The organism is Methylovulum miyakonense HT12 (genome assembly GCF_000384075.1).
Classification (GTDB): domain Bacteria; phylum Pseudomonadota; class Gammaproteobacteria; order Methylococcales; family Methylomonadaceae; genus Methylovulum; species Methylovulum miyakonense.
The window spans coordinates 1,058,013-1,077,137 of record NZ_KB913025.1 but is presented as its reverse complement, the minus strand read 5'-3'; the positions used below and the strand labels follow the sequence as shown (position 1 = coordinate 1,077,137).

Annotated in this window: 13 protein-coding genes; 8 read left to right on the top strand and 5 right to left on the bottom strand. The window is 51.6% G+C overall.

The window, feature by feature from the left end; translation table 11 throughout:
• Positions 1-371: 371 nt before the first annotated feature.
• From METMI_RS0105615 to bamE, 7 genes are all read left to right on the top strand, one after another.
• Positions 372-2,348 carry a TonB-dependent receptor plug domain-containing protein gene (locus METMI_RS0105615; RefSeq protein ID WP_019865283.1) on the top strand — a complete coding sequence of 659 codons (1,977 nt, stop codon included), beginning with the start codon at positions 372-374 and terminating at the stop codon, positions 2,346-2,348.
• 61 nt (positions 2,349-2,409) lie between these two features.
• The gene (locus METMI_RS0105610; protein ID WP_198007890.1) at positions 2,410-4,461 is read left to right on the top strand and encodes a TonB-dependent receptor plug domain-containing protein; all 2,052 of its coding nucleotides are present in this window, start codon (positions 2,410-2,412) and stop codon (positions 4,459-4,461) included.
• 4 nt (positions 4,462-4,465) lie between these two features.
• Positions 4,466-4,996 (top strand): YfiR family protein, encoded by a 531-nt coding sequence (locus METMI_RS0105605; protein WP_019865281.1) that lies wholly within the window; start codon positions 4,466-4,468, stop codon positions 4,994-4,996.
• Between the two features lie 21 nt (positions 4,997-5,017).
• Complete coding sequence (locus METMI_RS0105600; protein WP_019865280.1) at positions 5,018-7,795, top strand: hybrid sensor histidine kinase/response regulator; 2,778 nt, start codon at positions 5,018-5,020, stop codon at positions 7,793-7,795.
• A complete protein-coding gene (locus tag METMI_RS0105595; RefSeq protein WP_019865279.1) occupies positions 7,792-9,930 on the top strand; it encodes a putative bifunctional diguanylate cyclase/phosphodiesterase in 2,139 nt (712 codons plus the stop codon). The genes METMI_RS0105600 and METMI_RS0105595 overlap by 4 nt, the downstream gene beginning before the upstream one ends.
• 19 nt (positions 9,931-9,949) lie before the next feature.
• Positions 9,950-12,433 (top strand): two-component system response regulator, encoded by a 2,484-nt coding sequence (locus METMI_RS0105590; protein ID WP_019865278.1) that lies wholly within the window; start codon positions 9,950-9,952, stop codon positions 12,431-12,433.
• Between the two features lie 236 nt (positions 12,434-12,669).
• A complete protein-coding gene (gene bamE, locus METMI_RS0105585) occupies positions 12,670-12,954 on the top strand; it encodes an outer membrane protein assembly factor BamE domain-containing protein (RefSeq protein WP_156829777.1) in 285 nt (94 codons plus the stop codon).
• A 109-nt stretch (positions 12,955-13,063) separates the two neighbouring features.
• Here the strand turns inward: bamE and METMI_RS0105580 are convergent, their stop codons facing one another.
• From METMI_RS0105580 to METMI_RS0105560, 5 genes are all read right to left on the bottom strand, one after another.
• Positions 13,064-14,665, bottom strand: a complete 1,602-nt coding sequence (locus tag METMI_RS0105580) for an NAD(P)/FAD-dependent oxidoreductase (protein WP_019865276.1) — start codon at positions 14,663-14,665, stop codon at positions 13,064-13,066.
• Positions 14,666-14,753: 88 nt separating this feature from the next.
• Entirely contained in the window at positions 14,754-16,184 is a 1,431-nt protein-coding gene (locus METMI_RS0105575; protein WP_019865275.1) for an FAD-binding oxidoreductase, read from the bottom strand.
• Positions 16,144-16,719, bottom strand: a complete 576-nt coding sequence (locus METMI_RS0105570; protein WP_019865273.1) for a BON domain-containing protein — start codon at positions 16,717-16,719, stop codon at positions 16,144-16,146. Before METMI_RS0105570 ends, METMI_RS0105575 begins: the two co-directional genes overlap by 41 nt.
• Before the next feature lie 31 nt (positions 16,720-16,750).
• Positions 16,751-17,332 carry an SIS domain-containing protein gene (locus METMI_RS0105565; protein WP_019865272.1) on the bottom strand — a complete coding sequence of 194 codons (582 nt, stop codon included), beginning with the start codon at positions 17,330-17,332 and terminating at the stop codon, positions 16,751-16,753.
• Positions 17,333-17,700: 368 nt separating this feature from the next.
• Positions 17,701-18,066, bottom strand: a complete 366-nt coding sequence (locus tag METMI_RS0105560; protein ID WP_019865270.1) for a YraN family protein — start codon at positions 18,064-18,066, stop codon at positions 17,701-17,703.
• A gap of 149 nt (positions 18,067-18,215) precedes the next feature.
• Between METMI_RS0105560 and rsmI the strand changes: the two genes are divergently transcribed.
• Positions 18,216-19,070 (top strand): 16S rRNA (cytidine(1402)-2'-O)-methyltransferase, encoded by an 855-nt coding sequence (gene rsmI / locus METMI_RS0105550; protein ID WP_019865269.1) that lies wholly within the window; start codon positions 18,216-18,218, stop codon positions 19,068-19,070.
• Positions 19,071-19,125: the final 55 nt, after the last annotated feature.

The window sequence follows — 19,125 nt, the reverse complement described above, 5'->3', positions numbered from 1 at the left end:
GGGCTGCCATTGTTCAATGGGATTGTACCGCAAGATATCTTAAGCGGTATTTAAAAAGGGCCGCACGTTAAGTGCGCGTGATCTTACCGGTGGGCGGCGGCGCTCTGCGGCCACCGTAGGATGAAGGTGCCTATCCGGGGCTTTTGGCGGTGCTGGCCGCCGTAATAAAATTGCCGGGATATTTTGCCATTGAATGGTTCTGGTGGTTTTAATTTGCCTAAAAATTTCAATTGCTTACTTTTAGCGGGTTAAGGATAAAAAAGCTGGATTAGCACTTGCTTTGGTCGTTAAAATAGCCAGTTTTATCAGGAAGCACGCCCTGTGTTTTCTGCTTCTGCCGGCACCTCTTGAATGCAAGATTTATCAGCGTAATGCGTAAACAGACCATCGTTGCCATTCTGGCCGTTCTGAGCGGCCAAGTAAATGCCAAGCATTCTAGTGTTGATGAGGATTTGACAAACCTATCCATCGAAGAGCTGTTGAACGTTGAAGTTATTAGCGCACCCAGATTGGGGCAAAAAACCAATAAATCACCTTCCTCCGTATCCGTGTTGAACGCCAGCGATATCCGCACCTTCGGGTGGAGGACGTTAGCGGACGCGCTGAACGGTATGCGCGGGTTGTTTACCGCCAATAACCGCAATTATAGTTTTTTGGGGGTCCGCGGCTTTATCCAACCTAACGATTACAATTCGCGGGTGCTGGTCATGATTGATGGCATGCGCATGAATGAAAATATCTATGACACGGGCAATATCGCCCAAGAATTCATGCTGGACACCGACCTGATCGAACGGATTGAATTTATCCCCGGTTCCGGCTCGACAATTTACGGCGCCAATGCCTTTTTGGGCCTGATCAACGTGGTCACTAAGAGCGGCAAGGCAATTAAAGGCGCACAAGTTGCGGGTGAGGTAGGTAGTTTTGACACCTATAAAGGCCGGGCCAGTTATGGCAAAAAACTGGAGAATGGGGCCGATATGCTCTTTTCCGCTTCACATTTTGAGAGTGCCGGGGCGGGCAATTTGTTTTTTCCGGCTTACGATAACCCGGCCACCAACAACGGGGTTGCCCATAACATGGACGCCGAGCGTGCCGACCGGTTGTTCGGGAAAATCCAATTTCAAGGGCTGACCGTAAGCGGCGGTGTGGTTGACCGCTTTAAACGGGTACCGGCGGCGGTGTCGGGCGATATATTCAATGACCCTGGCAACTATACGGATGACCGCCAATTTTTCGGCAACGTCAAATATAACAAAGCCATAAATGAAAAAACCACGGCCCTTTTCCAGGGCTTTTTTCAAGGCTACGATTACCAGGCCGAAGAACCTTATCTTTTTGGCCAAACTGGCCAACGGCGTGTCTTCCACGATGCCACTGTAGGCCGTTGGCTTGGGGGGGATGCGCAACTGACCACCCGTGCATTTGACCGGCAACGGCTCATGCTAGGCTTGGAATATCAATATGATATTCGCCAACATCAGTTCTCTTACGATGTGGCGCCCTACACCCTGTATGCCGATAATAACCTTAACGGGCATCGTGTGGAGGTTTATGCCCAGGATGATATCCAACTGTCGGACAGTTTGCTTTTAAGTGCGGGTTTGCGTTTCGATTACCATCATATGATCAAGGCTTTGCCGCTCAACCCGCGCCTGGGGTTGATATGGAACCCGTTAGCCAGCACCACGCTGAAACTGCTTTACAGCTCCACTTTCCGCGCCCCCAATGCGGCGGAACTGGCTTATAACCCTTATTATTTCGACATAAGCCCGCCGATAGCCGAAGAACAGATACAAAGCTATGAAAGCATCATGGAGTGGAATTCTCCAGATGGGCTTAAGTTGTTCGGGTCACTGTTTTTTAATGACATTTCACGGTTTTTACAGGTGTCCCCGGACACCGGCTTGCTTGAAAACACAGGTCAATTCCACATTTATGGCACCGAGTTGGAGGCCGAAAAACGTTGGGGAAGCGGCAGGCTGTTAAAAATTTCCTATACCTACAATTTTGTCAGCGATCAAACTAACCAGGGGACAAGGGCTTATGGCGCCCCTGAACATCTCATCAAACTGCATTATGCCGAGCCGCTGTTTAACAATTTTGCAAGGCTTGGGGTGGAAAGCATTTTTATCGGCGACCGTAAAACCCAGCAGGGGGGGCTGGCGGATGCTTATGATCTGGTTAATGTCAATTTGACCTCAGACCGGCTTGTCCAGGGTTTGGACCTCTCGGCCAGTATTTATAATTTGCTGGATGATCACTATCAAGTGGTGGGTGATGGCGTTAACAATATTTTGTTAATGAACGGGAGGGAGTTCCGCTTTAAGTTTGTGCTTACTTATTAGTGTGGGAGCGATGATGCCGACCGGCCGTGCGCTAAGCGTCCCCCAATTAATCCTGGCGATAATGGCGCTAACCGCCTTTGCGCCCATTGCTTTTGCCGCCAATCAAGTTCCCGAGGAGCAAGATGTGCCGGATCTGACCGGATTAAGCATGGAGGAATTGTTGGACTTGGATGTGACATCCATCACCAGGACGTCGACGGATTTGAAAAATGTCCCTTCGGCGATTTACGTCTTAAACAGCGATGCAATCCGCCGTTCCGGTGCGACCAGCATCCCCGAGGCCTTGCGTATGGTTCCGGGTATGCATGTCGCCCGTATCGACGGCAATAAATGGGCGGTGTCGACGCGCGGGTTCAACAGCCAATTTGGCACCAAATTACTGGTCCTGATGGACGGGCGCACCCTTTATACGCCGATGTTTTCGGTCGTTTGGTGGGATCAGGAAGACGTGCTGATGGAGGATATTGAGCGTATTGAAGTTATCCGTGGCTCCGGCGGCAGTTTATGGGGCGCGAATGCCGTCAATGGCGTGGTGAATATCATCACCAAAAAAGCCAAAAATTCCCAAGGCGGCTTGGTGTCCGGGCAGGGTGGCAGCATGCGCCAGGGAGGCGGCTTGCGGTATGGTGCGGATCTTGGCAAACAAGCTTACCTTAAAGTCTATGGCCGCTATAGCGAATATGACGGATCCGGCAAGATTGGGGCTGTGGCGGCTGGCAACGCGGGTGATGAAAGCCGTTTAGGCAAAATTGGTTTCCGTTTCGATAAAGATATTGGCATCACCGACAAATTGACCTTGCAAGGCGATGCCTTTTCGGGGTTTAGCGGCGGCGCGGAACAGGACCAACCGAAGGCCAGCGCTATCCGGACACCGGTCGTAGCGCCACCGTATTCGCGCGCCATAGCGACTGACGCGGACCTTTCAGGGCATTATTTGCTGGGGCGTTGGGAGCATCGGCCCGGCAATGCGTCCAGCACCCTGTTAAGGCTATTTTGGAACCGTAATGAACGTAAAGCCAATGCCCTGCATAGCGGCTATCAGATAGACAGCGTCGATGTTGACTTCCAACACAATATACGGCTAAACGGCCAGCATAGCTTGGTTTGGGGCAGTGGCGCCAGATTGAACCACAACCAGACCGAAAATAGCCTTGACCTAAGCTGGACACCCAGTCAGCGGCTAGACCAAATTTACAGCTTATTTGCCCAAGACGAGATCACCTTGATCCCCGGACAATGGAAACTTACCTTAGGTGGCAAACTTGAGCACAACCCGGTCACCGAGTTTGAATGGCAGCCTAGCGCACGGTTGTCGTGGACCCCTGTCAAAAAGCATGCCTTTTGGGCTTCGGTTTCGCGTTCCGTACGGACACCGAATTGGATAGAACAAGATTTTGGCTACAACACCGCCGTGCTTCCGCCCGTCGGTGGGGGGGCGGCATCGCCCGGCAATCCGGTCACGTTACTATCGCTTGTTGGCAATAAGCAGATGCGTTCGGAAACCCTGTTGGGATATGAATTGGGTTGGCGTGGCGAATTAACTGAAAAATTGGCTTCGGACATATCGCTTTACTATTACGATTATGATGATTTGTGCAGTTTTGCCCCCAAATCGCTAGACCTTTCCCATCTTGCTTCAGGCTATGCCGTACAAATTGCCAATTTTGCCAATTATGGTTCGGCTACGGTATATGGCGGTGAAGCCACGGTAGACTGGCAGGTCGCCGATACCTGGAAACTCCGTGCCAGCTATGCCTATGCCGGGCAGCAATTCAGGCTTGCGGGCGATGCCCCTGCGGGCGCCTTTATATTGTTTAAGGACAGTTTCCCCACCCATCAGGCCATGCTCTGGTCCATGCACAAGATCACGCCACAGCTCAACCTGGATTTGAACTGGCGTTTTGTTGATGGCATAACCGTTGAGCCACAATCGGTCGCCGCTTATCAGGAGCTGGACGCCCGTTTGGCCTGGGATGTGGGCCATGGGCTGGAGTTGGCCTTAGTCGGGCGCAACCTGCTGGACAAGCAACACGCCGAATTCGGTAATTTTATCTATTCGGTACCGACCACCGTGCAACGCGAAGTGTACGCAACCGTACGTTGGAATTTTTAAGGCTATGTCAAAAAAAACCTCCTTTATTGTCCGAACATTGTTGGCCGTGATGCTGGTATTGGCCATTAATGGCCAGGCGGGGGCCAGCGGCGAAGCGGCGGTTAAAACGGCTTTTTTATACAATTTTTTTAAATTTATTGAATGGCCGCAAGCCGCCAGCCAAGTGGCTTATAACTTGTGTACGACGGAAAACGACCATTTAGGCGATAGTTTATTGGTATTGGAAAACAAGACCATTTATGGGAAGCCGATGCTGGTCCGCCGCGAAGTGGGCAATGACGAGCTGAAAAATTGCCACATTGTCTTTATTGGCGCTTCTGAAAATGCCCGGGCCATTATCGGGGTTTTGAAGGGGTTGCCCATAGTGACCGTGAGCGACCAGCCTGGCTTCATCGCCTACGGTGGCATGATTGGCTTGGTCCAGGATGGCAGCCGCCTTACTTTTGAAATTAATCTTGAGCTGGCGAACGCTGAAAATGTGCATATTAGTGCCAAATTGCTTAAACTGGCGAAGAATGTTAACACTGCAAAATAATGTGATGATGGCCAATAATTTATGAGACGACAACACTTTGCCGATTTACCGATCACTAGCAAGCTGCGCCGCTTACAAGCGTTGACCGTCGGTATGGCCTTGGTGTTTACCCTGTTGGTCAGTAGCTTCACAGAATTTTGGAAGGAGCGCGGGCAAATAGTGGCCGACATTAAAACCACAGGAAATATGATTGGTTTTAATGCTGCCGCCGCTTTGCTGTTTAACGATAGCCGGTCGGCAACGGACATTCTTGCGGCGTTGCGCAGCAAACCGAATATCATCGCCGCCGAGCTATATACCAGCGAAGGTGTCCAGTTTGCCGACTATGTCGGCGAACGGTTTGCCGATTTCATCACCAAAAACCATTTCTCTACGGTTCCGGGGACACTTGTCGAGGCCCAGAGCCAACTCCAAGAGAACCGATTCGAGTTATTGACGCATACGGAAGTCCAGCCCGTCTACCAAAATGGTGAGGCGGCAGGTTATTTGTATATGGTGGTGGACCTGCGCCCTATGTGGTGGGGGCTGTTTTATAATTGGGGGCAAATTTCCCTCGTCACGCTGGCGGCTTTTCTGCTGAGCTCTTTTTATGGGCGGCGCTTGGCCACTTTGATTTCGGCACCCGTGATACGCTTATCCCAGTTGGCCCAACAAGTGTCACGGGAAAAAAATTACACGGTCAGGGCGGAAGGGGAAGGCCAGGACGAAATAGGCCAATTGGTGAAAAGCTTCAACCAAATGATAGGGCAGATACACGAACGTGACGAGCAACTGGAGCGGCAACGCGGCCAGCTTGAACATGAGGTGGAAATCAGGACAGCGGACTTACGCCATTCGGTGGAAGAAGCCCATGCCGCCAATCTCGCCAAATCCCAGTTTTTGGCCACTATGAGCCATGAAATCCGTACCCCGATGAACGGGGTGCTGGGCATGACGGAATTGTTGTTAAGCACGGAATTGACGGAGACCCAAAGGCAATACACCGAAACGGTGTTCAGCTCGGCGGATGCGCTGCTGACATTGATCAATGACATTTTGGACTTTTCTAAAATTGAGGCCGGTAAGCTGGAATTGGAGGAAATCGACTTTAACTTGCCGGAGTTGATCGACCATTTGACCGGACTGTTTTTCGATAGGGCGCACAGCAAAAATATTGAGCTAAGTTGCACTTTGGAAACCAACGTCCCCCATTCCGTCAGGGGCGACCCTTACCGGTTACGCCAAATCCTGACCAATTTGCTTTCCAATGCCGTCAAATTCACGGATGTCGGCTCGGTCAGGCTGCATGTCAGCAAATTGGAAAACGAACATTATGGCTTAGGTGACAGCTTCTACCTGAATTTCCGCATCAGTGACACGGGCATAGGCATCAAGCCTGATGCGATGGCGAAACTGTTCAAATCCTTTAGCCAAGCCGATGGTTCGACCACGCGTAAATACGGGGGCTCCGGGTTGGGGCTGGCGATTAGCAAGGAGCTTACGGAGCTGATGGGGGGGACGATCAATGTGGAATCCAAGGTCGGGGCGTACACGGCGTTCATTTTGCATTTGCCGTTGCGTAAGGCGTTGGCCGCCGTTCCCAGCCAAACGTTGCAAAAAACCGATTTGCTTGGCAAACGCGCCCTGATTGTTGAAGATAACCCGACCAATGCCAAAATCCTTACCAATTACCTGTTGAATCTGGGCATGAATTCCCGGCTTGCCGAAACCGGGATGCGGGCTTTGGAGATCCTTGACCAGTCCGTCCGTCTGGGCCAAAGCTACGATTTTGCTTTGGTGGATATGAAAATGTTGGGCATGAACGGTGCCGAACTTTGCCAACAAATCCGCAATGACAGCCGCTTTGCCAAGATGCGTATTGTCATCATCACGTCCAGTGCCTATGATGACGAGCTGGACAGCTTCCGCATCAGCGGCTGCGACTTGTATTTGCACAAGCCGCTGCGTAAACGTATCTTACAGGAGGCGTTGCTGAAGCTGATTGCCGAAAACCAAACGGACACGAGCCTGGAAACCGGTTTGCAAGATGCGCATATCTTGCTGGCTGAAGACAACCCGATCAACCAGGAAATTGTTAAGGCCATACTGAAGGTGATCGGTTGCCATGTTGAAGTGGCCGTTAACGGCTATGAAGCCCTGGACATCTTCAAAAGGGGGAACATTGATTTGATCCTCATGGATTGTATGATGCCGGAAATGGATGGTTACACGGCAACCCATGAAATTCGCGTCCTGGAACAAAAATCAGGGGAGGGGCCGGTGCCCATAGTGGCATTGACAGCGAATGCCATGGAAGGTGACCGGGAGAAGTGTTTGGATGCCGGTATGACCGATTATTTGGCAAAACCGATTTCCATTGAAGTTTTGCGCGACAAGGTGATCAGTTTATTGAAAGCCAAAAAAACCGCGATTAAGCGAGAATCAGATAAACTATTTTCCCAACAGGCTTATACTGATACCGGCCGGTTCGACCCGACACCCTTGAACACGTTGCGTAAGATGGGGGGGGACACGTTGGTGGCTAACCTATTGCAAATGTTCCAGAGCAGCTCGGCGCAGTTAATCGAAAAATTGCGGGTAGCCATGATTGAACAGGATGGGGAAGCGGTGCGCCAAGCCGCCCACAGTTTAAAATCGGCTGCCGCCAATGTCGGCGTCCTCTGTCTTGCTGAAATGGCCCGTAATTTGGAACATGGCGCGCGCGATGGCTCGTTGGAATTCGATAAAGGGCTTGTTGAGAACATGAATAACGAATTCCAGCAGGTGTTACCCATATTATTACAACAGGATTTATCATGAGAGAGCAGCAACCCTCACGCAGCCTTATTTTGACGATTGACGACGATCACATGATAGGCTTGATGTTGCATGATGTTTTGGACAGGGAGGGGTTTGAGGTCCTAAGCGTCGCCAATGGGCGTGATGGCATTGGCATGATCAACGCCCGGCGGCCGGAGCTGGTGTTGCTGGATGTCATGATGCCGGAAATGGACGGTTTTGAATGTTTGCAACTGATACGCAAAATCCCCGGAATGGAATTGTTGCCGATTGTGATGCTGACGGGCGCGGACGATACGGATTCGATTAACCGGTCTTTTGAATTGGGCGCCACCGACTTTATTGTCAAACCGATTCACTGGCCGACGTTGCCGCACCGCTTACGTTATTTCCTGCGTGCCAGTTCGGCTTTAAGCGAATTGGCAAAAAGCGAGGCGGATTTACGCACCGCCCAAAAAATCGCCCGTCTTGGCAGTTGGGATTGGGTGGTGGAAGAAGACAAGATGGAGTGGTCTGACGAGGTTTTTAATGTGCTGGATGTGGCGCCCGATGAATTTGACGGGCAGTGCCGGGACATTTATAAAAGGCTGGTCAATGCCGATGCGGAAAAGCTCCTTCAGGCAATCGGACGCTGCGCCAAAAACAAGCAAAATTTCCACTTGGAATGCCAAATACGCCACGCCAACGGTTCTGACAATGTCTTGCTGGTTCACGGCGAGCCTATTGTTGTGGGTAATGACGTGACGCGTATCCATGGCACCATCCAAGATATTACGGAACGCCGGAGGATTGAAGAGCAGATACGCTTCCTGTCCTATTACGACCCTTTGACACATTTGCCAAACCGTAAGCTCTTCAAAATGATCCTCGGCCAGGCGATGGCTTACAGCAACCTCAACAATGCCGAGATGTCGGCATTGTTTATCAGCGTCGACCGGGTAAAGCGCGTTATCGAAACCTTGGGGCCGAGCGTGGGGGACCAGATCGTTAAATTGTTTGCTGACCGGCTCGTCGCTAAGGTTCAGGAATGTGCTTATGTCCCGGTCAATGTCGGCTATGATGCAAACCACGATTACGACATCAACCAAATGCTGGTGTCCAGGGTGGGCGGGGACGAATTTGTCATCTTGGTCAGCAACATAAAAGACACTAGCGATAGCATAAAAATAGCCAAAAGCGTTTTCCAAGTTATCGAACAGCCGTTCAGTATTGAAGAGCACGAAATTTTTCTCAGCATGAGCATCGGCATCGCTGTCTATCCGGGGGATGGCGTTGATGAGGATGGCTTCATCAAAAACGGCAAGGTTGCCATGAGCCATGCCCGTGAGCAGGGGCAAAATGACTACCAGTTTTTTAGGAAGTCGCTGAATGTCGCCGCATTCCATAAGCTATCAATGGAAAATAACCTCCAACGTGCGATTGAACGTGACGAATTGCTGCTTTTCTATCACGCCATTGTCAATATGCGCACCAAGACAGTGATCGGTTGCGAAGCCCTGATCCGTTGGCAGCATCCTGAATTGGGCCTAGTGCCCCCGTCACAATTTATACCGATTGCTGAAGAATCCGGGTTAATAAACTACATTAGCCATTGGGTGTTGGAATCGGCCTGTACGCAAATGCGCCAGTGGCAACAGCAAGGGCTGCCGTTGCAGGTCATTTCAATTAACGTTTCCTCCACCCAGTTCCGTAAAGACACGTTTGCCGATGAGGTCAGCCAAATATTGGCGCGTTTGAATTTAGCCCCCGGGCATCTGAAATTGGAGCTGACGGAAAGCATTTTGCTTGATGGCATCAAAGATGTGTTGGGCACCGTAAAACAACTCAGGGCATTAGGCGTACAAATTAGCATTGATGATTTTGGTACGGGGTATTCTTCCCTGTCATACTTAAAAAAATTGCCCATCACGGAGCTAAAAATTGACCGTTCCTTCATCCGCGACGTCCACCTTAATGACGATGACAAGGCGATCACCCAAGCCATATTGGGGCTCGCCAAGTCATTGTCTTTGGATGTGGTGGCGGAAGGGGTCGACCATCAGGAGCAAGTCGCCTTTTTGCTGCAACAAGGTTGTGAATTCGCCCAAGGCTTTTTGTATAGCAAACCATTGCCTGCCGCAGAGTTCGCAAAGTTTGTGCTAGGTTTTGGCCGGTAACCTGCCAAGAAGAACAGGCATGACTGATAAGCCACGGGTCCTGATTATTGATGATGATGCGATGAGCCGGATGTTGGCATCTGAGGCTTTGGGTAGGAATGGTTTTGAAATCATGGAGGCCGAAAATGGCCGGCAAGGCATAGCCTTGTTTATGGCTAAGCCACCTGACTTGGTGCTGCTTGATGTCATCATGCCCGAAATGGATGGTTTTGAGTGTTTGCGCCTGCTCTGTGGCGAGCTGCACAGCGAGGTGCCGATAGTCATGATGACCGCCGTTGAGGATATCCAGTGTGTGGAACTGGCTTATCAGTTAGGGGCGACCGATTTTATCGGCAAGCCAATGCAATGGATGCTGCTGCCTTATCGTGTCCGTTTCGTCTTGCGGAACCGTTTGATGAACCAATTATTGTCCGAGAAACAGCGGCAATTGCGGCAAAGTGAAGAACGCTTGCGTTTGTCGTTGTCCGCCGCAAAGCAAGGGATGTGGGATTTTAATATCCAAACCGACCAGGGTGTCGTGAATGGCGAGTTCGCCAACATGTTGGGCTATGACCCTCAAGAATATACGGCGATCACGCTTGATAATTGGTCCTCGAACATCCACCCTGGCGATTTTGACCTGATCAATGCCACTTGCCAAGCTTATTTGGCGGGTGAACTTCCTGAGTACCGGGTTGAATTTAGGCAGCGTTGTGCTGACGGTTCTTGGAAGTGGGTCTTATGTTTGGGCAGTATTGTGGAACGGGATCATGATGGCCGACCCTTGAGGATGTTAGGCACTTATACCGACATCAACGACAGCAAAATAGCCGCCGACAGGTTGCAGCTGTTGGCGAAAGTATTTGAATACAGCGGTGAAGGCATCATCCTTTGTGACGCCAACACCAGGATTTTATCCAGCAACGAGGCCTATAGCAGGATCACCGGTTATCTGGAAAGTGAGGCGAGAAACAAGACGCCTTATATCTTGTCCACCCAGCAACATGACCAGGCTTATTACCAAGGCATGTGCAAAGCCGTTAAGGAAAATGGTTATTGGCAAGGTGAAATCTGGGATGTCCGTAAAAATGGTGAAACCTATCCCGTGTTGCTGGGGATTTCTGTCATCCGCAACTCCCAAGGTTTCATCACCAACTATATCTGCATTTTTTCCGACATCACAGGCCGGAAAGCCGCAGAAGCCAAAATCGAATATCTGGCTCATCACGATGCATTGACTAAGTTGCCTAACCGCACTTTACTGAACGACCGTTTCGACCAGGCCAAGGCCCAGGCATTACGGAACAATACCTTGGTGGCGGTATTGTTCCTTGATTTGGACCGCTTCAAGCAGATCAACGATACCCTGGGGCATAATGTCGGAGACCTTTTGCTGCAAGGGATCGCGGGCCGTCTGTCGCATTGCGTCCGGCAGGTGGATTCGGTATGCCGCCAAGGCGGTGACGAATTTATCATTATCCTTACCGATCTGCCTGACGCCAAAATAGCGACACGCATTGCCATGAAAATCCTCGAACAATTGCATAAACCGTTCGCCATCGAAGGGGTTACCGTTTCCACCTCGTTCAGCATTGGCATCAGCCTGTTCCCTATAGACGGCATATCTTTCCAAAAGCTGCTGACCAAAGCTGACACCGCGATGTACGCGGCGAAAAATAAAGGCCGGAACACCTTCAAATTTTTTGCCGAAGATATGGACCAAGCGTCAATCGAACGCGTCACCATCGAAAGCAAACTGCTGGTGGCATTGGAAAAAAAGCAATTCCAATTATATTTCCAACCCATGTTTGCTTTACATGACAACCATATTATCGGTGTGGAAGCCCTGTTACGGTGGCAACCTGATAAGCTCACCAGCATACCGCCTAAAAAATTTATCCCTATCGCAGAAGACAATGGCATGATGCTGCCGATCGGCAATTGGGTCTTGCAACAGGCGTGTTTACAGAACCGCCACTGGCATGATGTGGGCTTAAAGCTATTGGTCACTGTCAATATATCGTCAGTGCAGTTCAGGCGTGGTGATTTGGTGGAGTCGGTGAAAGCGGCGTTGGCCCTTTCCGGCTTGGAGCCTAAGTATCTTGAGCTGGAGCTGACTGAATCCGTGCTGATGGTTGACAGCCATTCGGTGATTAAAGTGATCCATGAACTGAAGGCGCTGGGCATCAGTTTTGCCATAGATGATTTTGGTACCGGCTATTCTTCGCTAAGTTATCTCAAACAATTTCCAATCAACAAATTAAAAATCGACCAATCTTTTACCCGGGGGCTTAGTTCCGGCAAAAGCGAAGATAGCGCTATAGTCCAGGCCATCATACAATTGGGCAAGACGCTCGAATTGCAGACCTTGGCAGAAGGCATAGAAACCCATGAGCAGGCCGAGCAATTGACCCAATTGGGCTGTGAGAATGGCCAGGGTTTTTTTTGGCACCATCCGATGGCGGCGAAAGATTTTGAAGCCTTATGCCTTAAAGGGCACCAGCCTAAACCGCAAAGCATTTAGGTGTTGTCCAGAGCTACGTATGAAGTAAAAACGACGGCTTTGGCTGGTTTTTGCAGGGCTATAGCCGTTGGGGAGGTTTTACCGGAAATTAAACGGGGTTCTTGGTGGTAGGTAGTTGACAGATAAGACTTTTACAATCACGATAATTCTTTTTGGGGATGATATTCATGAAATCTGCTATGAACTGTAATATGTTTTCTTCGGGGCCGTTGCATTGGGTCCGCCGTTGCCTGGCCATGTCATGTCTTTTAATGGTGGCCGGGTGCGCTACGGTCGGGCATGAATTCCCTGCGGGCCAAGTGCAGTCGATCCGCATTGGCGAAACGACGCAAAACGATGTCTTTACCACCTTCGGTACCCCATGGCGTACGGGCATTGATAACGGCCTGAAAACATGGACCTACGGAAATTATTACCTAACGGCATTTGGCGAAAACCAAGCCGAAGATTTAGTGATCAAGTTCGACAAGCGGGGGGTTGTGAGCTCTTACAATTATAACTCCACAAAACGTGCCAAATAGGTTTTCCATTTCCCTTCAAATTTGCTTGCAGCTAAAGCCGCAGGCTAGGCTCCTGTCCGTCACCTAGCCCATGTTTTGCCCAGCCTGCGGCGTGGCGTTGATGCCGATGTTAACTACCAACCATTGCCAACGCCACCGCTTCGGCAACTTTAATGCCGTCCACCGCCGCCGATAAAATGCCGCCCGCATAACCCGCGCCTTCTCCGGCAGGGTACAAACCCTTGGTGTTGATGCTTTGGTACTGCCCGTTGCGTTTTATGCGGATAGGCGAAGACGTGCGCGTTTCCACCCCCGTCAAAAGCGCGTCGTCCATTGCAAAGCCTTTGATTTTTTTACCGAAAGCCGGTAAAGCTTCGCGGATGGCGGTAACTGCATATTCGGGTAGGGCGGTGGACAAATCGCCCAAATGCACACCTGGCGTGTAAGAGGGCAAAACGCTGCCGAACCGGGTGGACGGGCGATGGGCGAGAAAATCACCGACCAATTGCCCGGGTGCATCATAAGTCCCGCCCCCCAACACAAAAGCCTGGGCTTCCAATTGGCGTTGGAAATCTATGCCAGCCAAGGGATGGCCTGGATAATCGTCAGGCGTGACGCCAACGACGATACCGCTGTTGGCGTTGCGTTCATTGCGTGAATACTGGCTCATGCCGTTAGTCACCACATGCCCTGCTTCGGATGTGGCGGCGACAACCGTACCGCCAGGGCACATACAGAAGCTGTACACCGAACGCCCATTTTGGCAATGATGGACCAGTTTGTAATCGGCGGCGCCCAGCAAGGGATGCCCGGCGTGTTTGCCATAACGGCAGGCATCTATCAAGGACTGTGGATGTTCGATACGGAAACCCACAGAAAAGGGCTTGGCCTCAATATAGACGCCACGCCCATAGAGCATTTTGAAGGTGTCCCGGGCGCTGTGGCCAACCGCAAACACGATATGGCGGCTGGCTAGGGTTTCACCGCTGGCCAGCGTCACGCCCCGCACTTCATTGTCAACAATTTCCAGGTCATCAACCCGGCTTTGGAAACGGATTTCCCCGCCCAAGGTTTCAATGCTGGCGCGTATATGTTCGACCATGGACACCAGCCGATAAGTGCCGATATGCGGCTTGCTAACGCGCAATATTTCCGGTGGGGCGCCTGCTTTGACAAACTCGGTCAACACCTTGCGCCCGTAGTGGTTGGGGTCTTTGATTTGGGTATAAAGTTTGCCGTCAGAAAACGTCCCCGCCCCGCCTTCGCCAAATTGCACATTTGATTCAGGGTTGAACACCCGTTTGCGCCACAATCCAAATGTGTCTTTCGTGCGTTCGCGGACTTCCTTGCCGCGCTCCAGGATCAGCGGCCGGAAGCCCATTTGGGCGAGGATCAGGCCGACAAACAACCCGCAAGGGCCAGTGCCGATGACGATAGGCCGTTCGGCCAGATTTTCCGGGGCTTGGGCGACGAAACGGTAAGTGGTGTCTGGGGTCAGCGAAATCTGCGGGTCATCGTGAAAACGTACCAGCACTTCGGCTTCGTTAGTGAGTGACACATCCAGTGTGTAAACCAGCAATATGGCATCCCGCTTACGTGCATCGTTACCTTGGCGGAATATCGTAAAGCCAGACAATTGCTCAGGTTTGACCGCCAACCTTTGCAGGATGGCGGTGGACAGCATGTCTTCAGTGTGGTCTAAGGGAAGTTTTAATTCAGTGATTCTTAGCATGTGTTTAGGTTAATGGGGTGCATGTCGGCTGGACAGGGCTTTGTAAATGCCTGTTTAAGGCACGGGCGATGGGTGAAAATAAATCCCGTTAAATTAATGGCAACATCTTGTCAGGGTTCAAAATGCCTTTCGGGTCGAACTGATGCTTGATGTTACGCATGAGCTCCAGCGAATTGGCATCCAGTTCCCTATCGACAAAATCACGTTTTTCTAAGCCCACACCATGCTCGCCCGACAGCGTGCCGTTCAATTTGAGCACTAGCGAGAACACTTCATCCAAACATTGGTGCGCCCGTGCGCTTTGTTCGGGGTCGTCTGGGTTAAGCAATAGGTTGACGTGGATATTGCCGTTACCCGCATGGCCGAAATTGATGATCGGCAATTGGTATTGTTTGGACAGTTCATCCAATCCAGCGATCAGCGTCGGGATTTCCGTGACCGGGACGACGACATCTTCATTGATTTTCTTAGGCGCGACTTTGCGCAATGCGGGGGACAAGGCTTTGCGGGTTTGCCACAGGGCGGCGACTTCTTCCTTGGTTTGGGCGACGCGGATGTCCAGCAAACCGTCATTTTTGGCACTGTCGGCGACTTTTTGCGCGGCGTTGTCCAAGCCTTCAAGTTGCCCGTCCACTTCCATCATCAAAATCGCGCCTGCGTTTTCGGGCAAGTCGCAAGTGGAATATTGCCGGATCATGTTGATGGCGTTGCCGTCGATGAATTCCAAGGCGCACGGCACCACAGGCTGGGCCATAATCGCCGCGACGGCTTTGGCGGCGGCGAACACGTTTTGATAAACGGCGCGTAAGGTTTTGGTGGCTTCCGGTAGCGGCGTGAGCTTTAAGGTGGCTTCGGTGATGACCGCCAATGTGCCTTCCGAGCCGATAATCAGCCGTGTCAAATCGTAGCCCACCACGCCTTTGCTGGTGAACACGCCGACTTTGATTTCCTTGCCTGCCCCGGTGACGGCGCGTAAGCCCAGCGTGTTTTCGCGCGGCGTGCCATATTTTACGGCGCGGGGGCCTGCGGAGTTGTAGGCGAGGTTGCCGCCGATGCTGCAAAACGCCGCGCTGGTCGGGTCAGGAGGCCAGAAAAAGCCTTTTTCCTTCACAATATCCTGCACTTGCTGGTTGGTGATGCCGGGCTGCACGCGGATGTAGCGGTTGTCGGGCGAAAATTCCAAAACTTGGTCCATCCGCTCCAGCGACATGACCAAACCGCCTTTCAGCGGCACGGTTGCGCCCGTCGTGCCCGTACCGCGCCCGCGCGTGGTCAGCGGCACTAGGTAGTCATTACAGACGGTGACAGTGGCGGCGACTTGTTCGTGCGTGGCCGGGAACACCACGGCTTGCGGCAATACGTGGCGGCGGCTGTTGTCGTAACCATACGCCCAGCAATCTTCCGGCTTGGTCAGCAACCCGTTGGCGGCAAAAACCTGCGCCAAGGCCGCGATGAAGCCAGCGGGCAAGGGCGGCAGGTCAATCGAGGTATTCAAAGACGGTGATGATTTGTTTGACATTAGGTTGGTATCTGACCAAGTTAATAACGACAGTCCCTTCATTGCGGTGGACTTTACCCATCAGGTAAACCACGCCGTTTTCAACGTAGGCCTTGACCATTGCAGGGTTGAAGCCTTGAAGGGTGCGGATTTTATCTAGTGCGGAGCGGATGTTGTCCGCCAGCTCCGCATCCCTGGCGCGGGACTGCAGGTCGCTAGGCTCGGCGACGGCGACTTTGTTGTGCACCAGTTTGACATCGTCAACTAGACGGATAATGCCGATGATTTTGCTGCGCAGGGCTTCGGTGGGCGCCTCGCCCGTCACCAAGGCCGCGCCATTAAAAGCATGGACATTGATATGGGTTTGTCCAAAGAGTTCTTTGTCGCCACTGAGCTCATCATAGCTATCGGCTTCAATGGCTTGGTCTATGATAAGCGCCTCGCGGCTGCGGCGGCCTTGCGCCAGTTCGGCAGCCAGTTCCGCCTCATTCACGGGCGTGGTTGTGCAGCCGTTGAGGCTAAATAGGGCTATGGGCAGGAGTAAATATTTTTTCATGGCTCACCTTAAGCAGGTCTTGTGGGGGAAGTTAACCAAACAATTGATGGTCGATCAGGTCACACAGGCAATGGGTGATCAGGATATGGATCTCCTGGATATGGGCGCGGGAATCGCTAGGCACACGGATATCTATGTCCACTTCATTTAATAATTGCGAAAGCATCCCGCCATTGCCCGTCAACGCCACTACGGACATGTCCTTATCGTGCGCCACGGCAATGGCTTTGGCGAGGTTGGCGGCGTTGCTGCTGTCGCAATAAACCACCAAAATATCGCCGCTTTGGCCTAGGGCGCGAAGTTGCTTGGCAAAAATCTCATCAAAATGGTGGTCATTGGCAATGCCCGTCATCGTCACCACATCGGTGCTCAAGCCAATCACAGGCAAGGACGGGCGGTCGCGTTCGTATTGGTTCAACAAGGCCGAAGCCAGCAGTTGCGCACTGGCGGCGGAACGCCCATTCCCGCAGGTGAAGATTTTTTTATCATTTAATAGCGTGGAAACCAGCCGTTGCGAAGCGTATTCGATCAGCTCGCACAACAACCCCAACGTTTCCTGTTGGGTTTGGATGCTATCGGTGAAATGGTTGATGATGCGGTCTTGTAAGCTCATGGGGCGGTTAGGTGAAATGATGGAAATCTAGCGGTAAGTAAGCGATTATAAATGGGGAATGCGCTAAAGCTGTAATTTAGGGTGGTGGCCTGGAAATACAAGGCTTGGCCGCCTTATGGAAATCGCCATGGAGCTTGGCAAATAGGCGTGCCCCGGCTTAATTATGTTGGCTTGAAGCTTGAAAATGCTAACGTGATAAAAAGCATAACACAGAATGGTCCGTTGCGATGTTGGGCGACGAAATAGATTCGTAGGTCGGGTTAGCGTAAGCGTAACCCGACATTTGGGTGCTGATTCGTCGGGTTACGCTATCGCTAAACTATGATTGGCCTCCCTTCGTTCAGCCCATCCTGCCTAAGCCATACGCATCAGAACGCATTCTTCACCCATTCCAACCGTCCATCCCCCGATAGCGCAACCACGTCAAACCGTAGTGGCGGATTGATTTTGTTTGCCATCAAATAAGTTTGGGTGGCGGCGATGATGCGGGCTTGTTTGGTGGGGGTGATGCTTTCGGTGGCGGAGCCGAAGCGGTCGGTTTTGCGGTAGCGGACTTCGATAATGACCAAAGCTTGCTGGTCGGTCATGATTAAATCCAGTTCGCCGTGTTTGCAACGGAAATTGCGGCAGACTAATTTCAAACCGTGTTTGAGCAGGTGTTTTTCTGCGTGTTGTTCGGCTTGTTCGCCCGTGGCGAGATGCGCGGCTTTGGTTTTGTTATTGGCGAAGAGCATGTTGCTTTCCGGTTGTGGCAAGCCGTGGGCTGAGGAACGGGGCCAAGCCTGTGGGGTTGATGCTGTTATAATCGCCTGACGGTCTGCGGTGTTTGGGCAGGTGATTAGTACGGCTCATGGTCGTGCCTACAGTGAGTGGAGAAAAATACATGGCAAATCAATGCGGTAAATTATACGTGGTTGCCACGCCGATAGGTAACTTGGGCGATATTAGTTTTCGGGCGATTGAGACCTTAAAGCAGGTGGATTTGATTGCGGCGGAAGACACGCGCCATGTCGGCCTATTGCTAAGCCATTACGGCATCAGCAATAAAAAAGTGTCTTTGCATCAGCATAATGAAGATAAAGCCTCGCTGATGCTATTGGAAAAATTACGCGAAGGCTTGTCTATCGCGCTGGTGTCGGATGCGGGAACGCCGTTGTTAAGCGATCCGGGAATGCCCTTGGTCAAGTTGGTGAAAGACGCGGGGCTGGATGTGGTGCCAATCCCTGGCGCTTGCGCCTTGATTGCGGCCTTGTCGGCGGCGGGTTTGCCTGTCAGCCAATTCACCTTTGAGGGGTTCGCGCCGCGTACGTCTTCGGCGCGTAAGGCATTTTTCAGCGAACGGGTTTTAAGCCCGGTGACCTGGGTGATCTATGAATCCAGCCACCGCATTCTGGCGTGTTTGGAAGATATGGCGGCGGTGTTGCCATTAGATAGGGAAATTGTCATCGCCCGCGAGTTGACCAAATTGCACGAAACCATCGTCAAAACCAATTTGGCGGACGCGCTGGCCTTGGTGGCGCGTGAAGAAAACATGCGTAAAGGCGAGTTTGTGGTGATTGTCGATGGGGCGGTGCTTGAAAAAACCGAGCAGGAAGTTTCACCGGAACAATTAAGGGTTTTGGGCATTTTGCTGAAGGGATGCCCGCTGAAAACGGCGGTGGCCTTGGCGGTGGAAATTACCGGGGGACGGAAAAAATTGCTATATCAGGCCGCTTTGGCGATGCAGGAAACGCAATAAAATCGCCATATTAGACCTGAAAGGTTTACAAAACCTTTCAGGTCTTGCAAATTTA

Excerpts from the sequence above, each read along its gene's own strand:
- METMI_RS0105615 (WP_019865283.1), top strand. The coding sequence starts at position 372 with ATGCGTAAACAGACCATCGTTGCCATTCTGGCCGTTCTGAGCGGCCAA.
- METMI_RS0105610 (WP_198007890.1), top strand. The coding sequence starts at position 2,410 with ATGGCGCTAACCGCCTTTGCGCCCATTGCTTTTGCCGCCAATCAAGTT.
- METMI_RS0105605 (WP_019865281.1), top strand. The coding sequence starts at position 4,466 with ATGTCAAAAAAAACCTCCTTTATTGTCCGAACATTGTTGGCCGTGATG.
- METMI_RS0105600 (WP_019865280.1), top strand. The coding sequence starts at position 5,018 with ATGAGACGACAACACTTTGCCGATTTACCGATCACTAGCAAGCTGCGC.
- METMI_RS0105595 (WP_019865279.1), top strand. The coding sequence starts at position 7,792 with ATGAGAGAGCAGCAACCCTCACGCAGCCTTATTTTGACGATTGACGAC.
- METMI_RS0105590 (WP_019865278.1), top strand. The coding sequence starts at position 9,950 with ATGACTGATAAGCCACGGGTCCTGATTATTGATGATGATGCGATGAGC.
- bamE (WP_156829777.1), top strand. The coding sequence starts at position 12,670 with ATGTCATGTCTTTTAATGGTGGCCGGGTGCGCTACGGTCGGGCATGAA.
- METMI_RS0105580 (WP_019865276.1), bottom strand. The coding sequence starts at position 14,665 with ATGCTAAGAATCACTGAATTAAAACTTCCCTTAGACCACACTGAAGAC.
- METMI_RS0105575 (WP_019865275.1), bottom strand. The coding sequence starts at position 16,184 with ATGTCAAACAAATCATCACCGTCTTTGAATACCTCGATTGACCTGCCG.
- METMI_RS0105570 (WP_019865273.1), bottom strand. The coding sequence starts at position 16,719 with ATGAAAAAATATTTACTCCTGCCCATAGCCCTATTTAGCCTCAACGGC.
- METMI_RS0105565 (WP_019865272.1), bottom strand. The coding sequence starts at position 17,332 with ATGAGCTTACAAGACCGCATCATCAACCATTTCACCGATAGCATCCAA.
- METMI_RS0105560 (WP_019865270.1), bottom strand. The coding sequence starts at position 18,066 with ATGCTCTTCGCCAATAACAAAACCAAAGCCGCGCATCTCGCCACGGGC.
- rsmI (WP_019865269.1), top strand. The coding sequence starts at position 18,216 with ATGGCAAATCAATGCGGTAAATTATACGTGGTTGCCACGCCGATAGGT.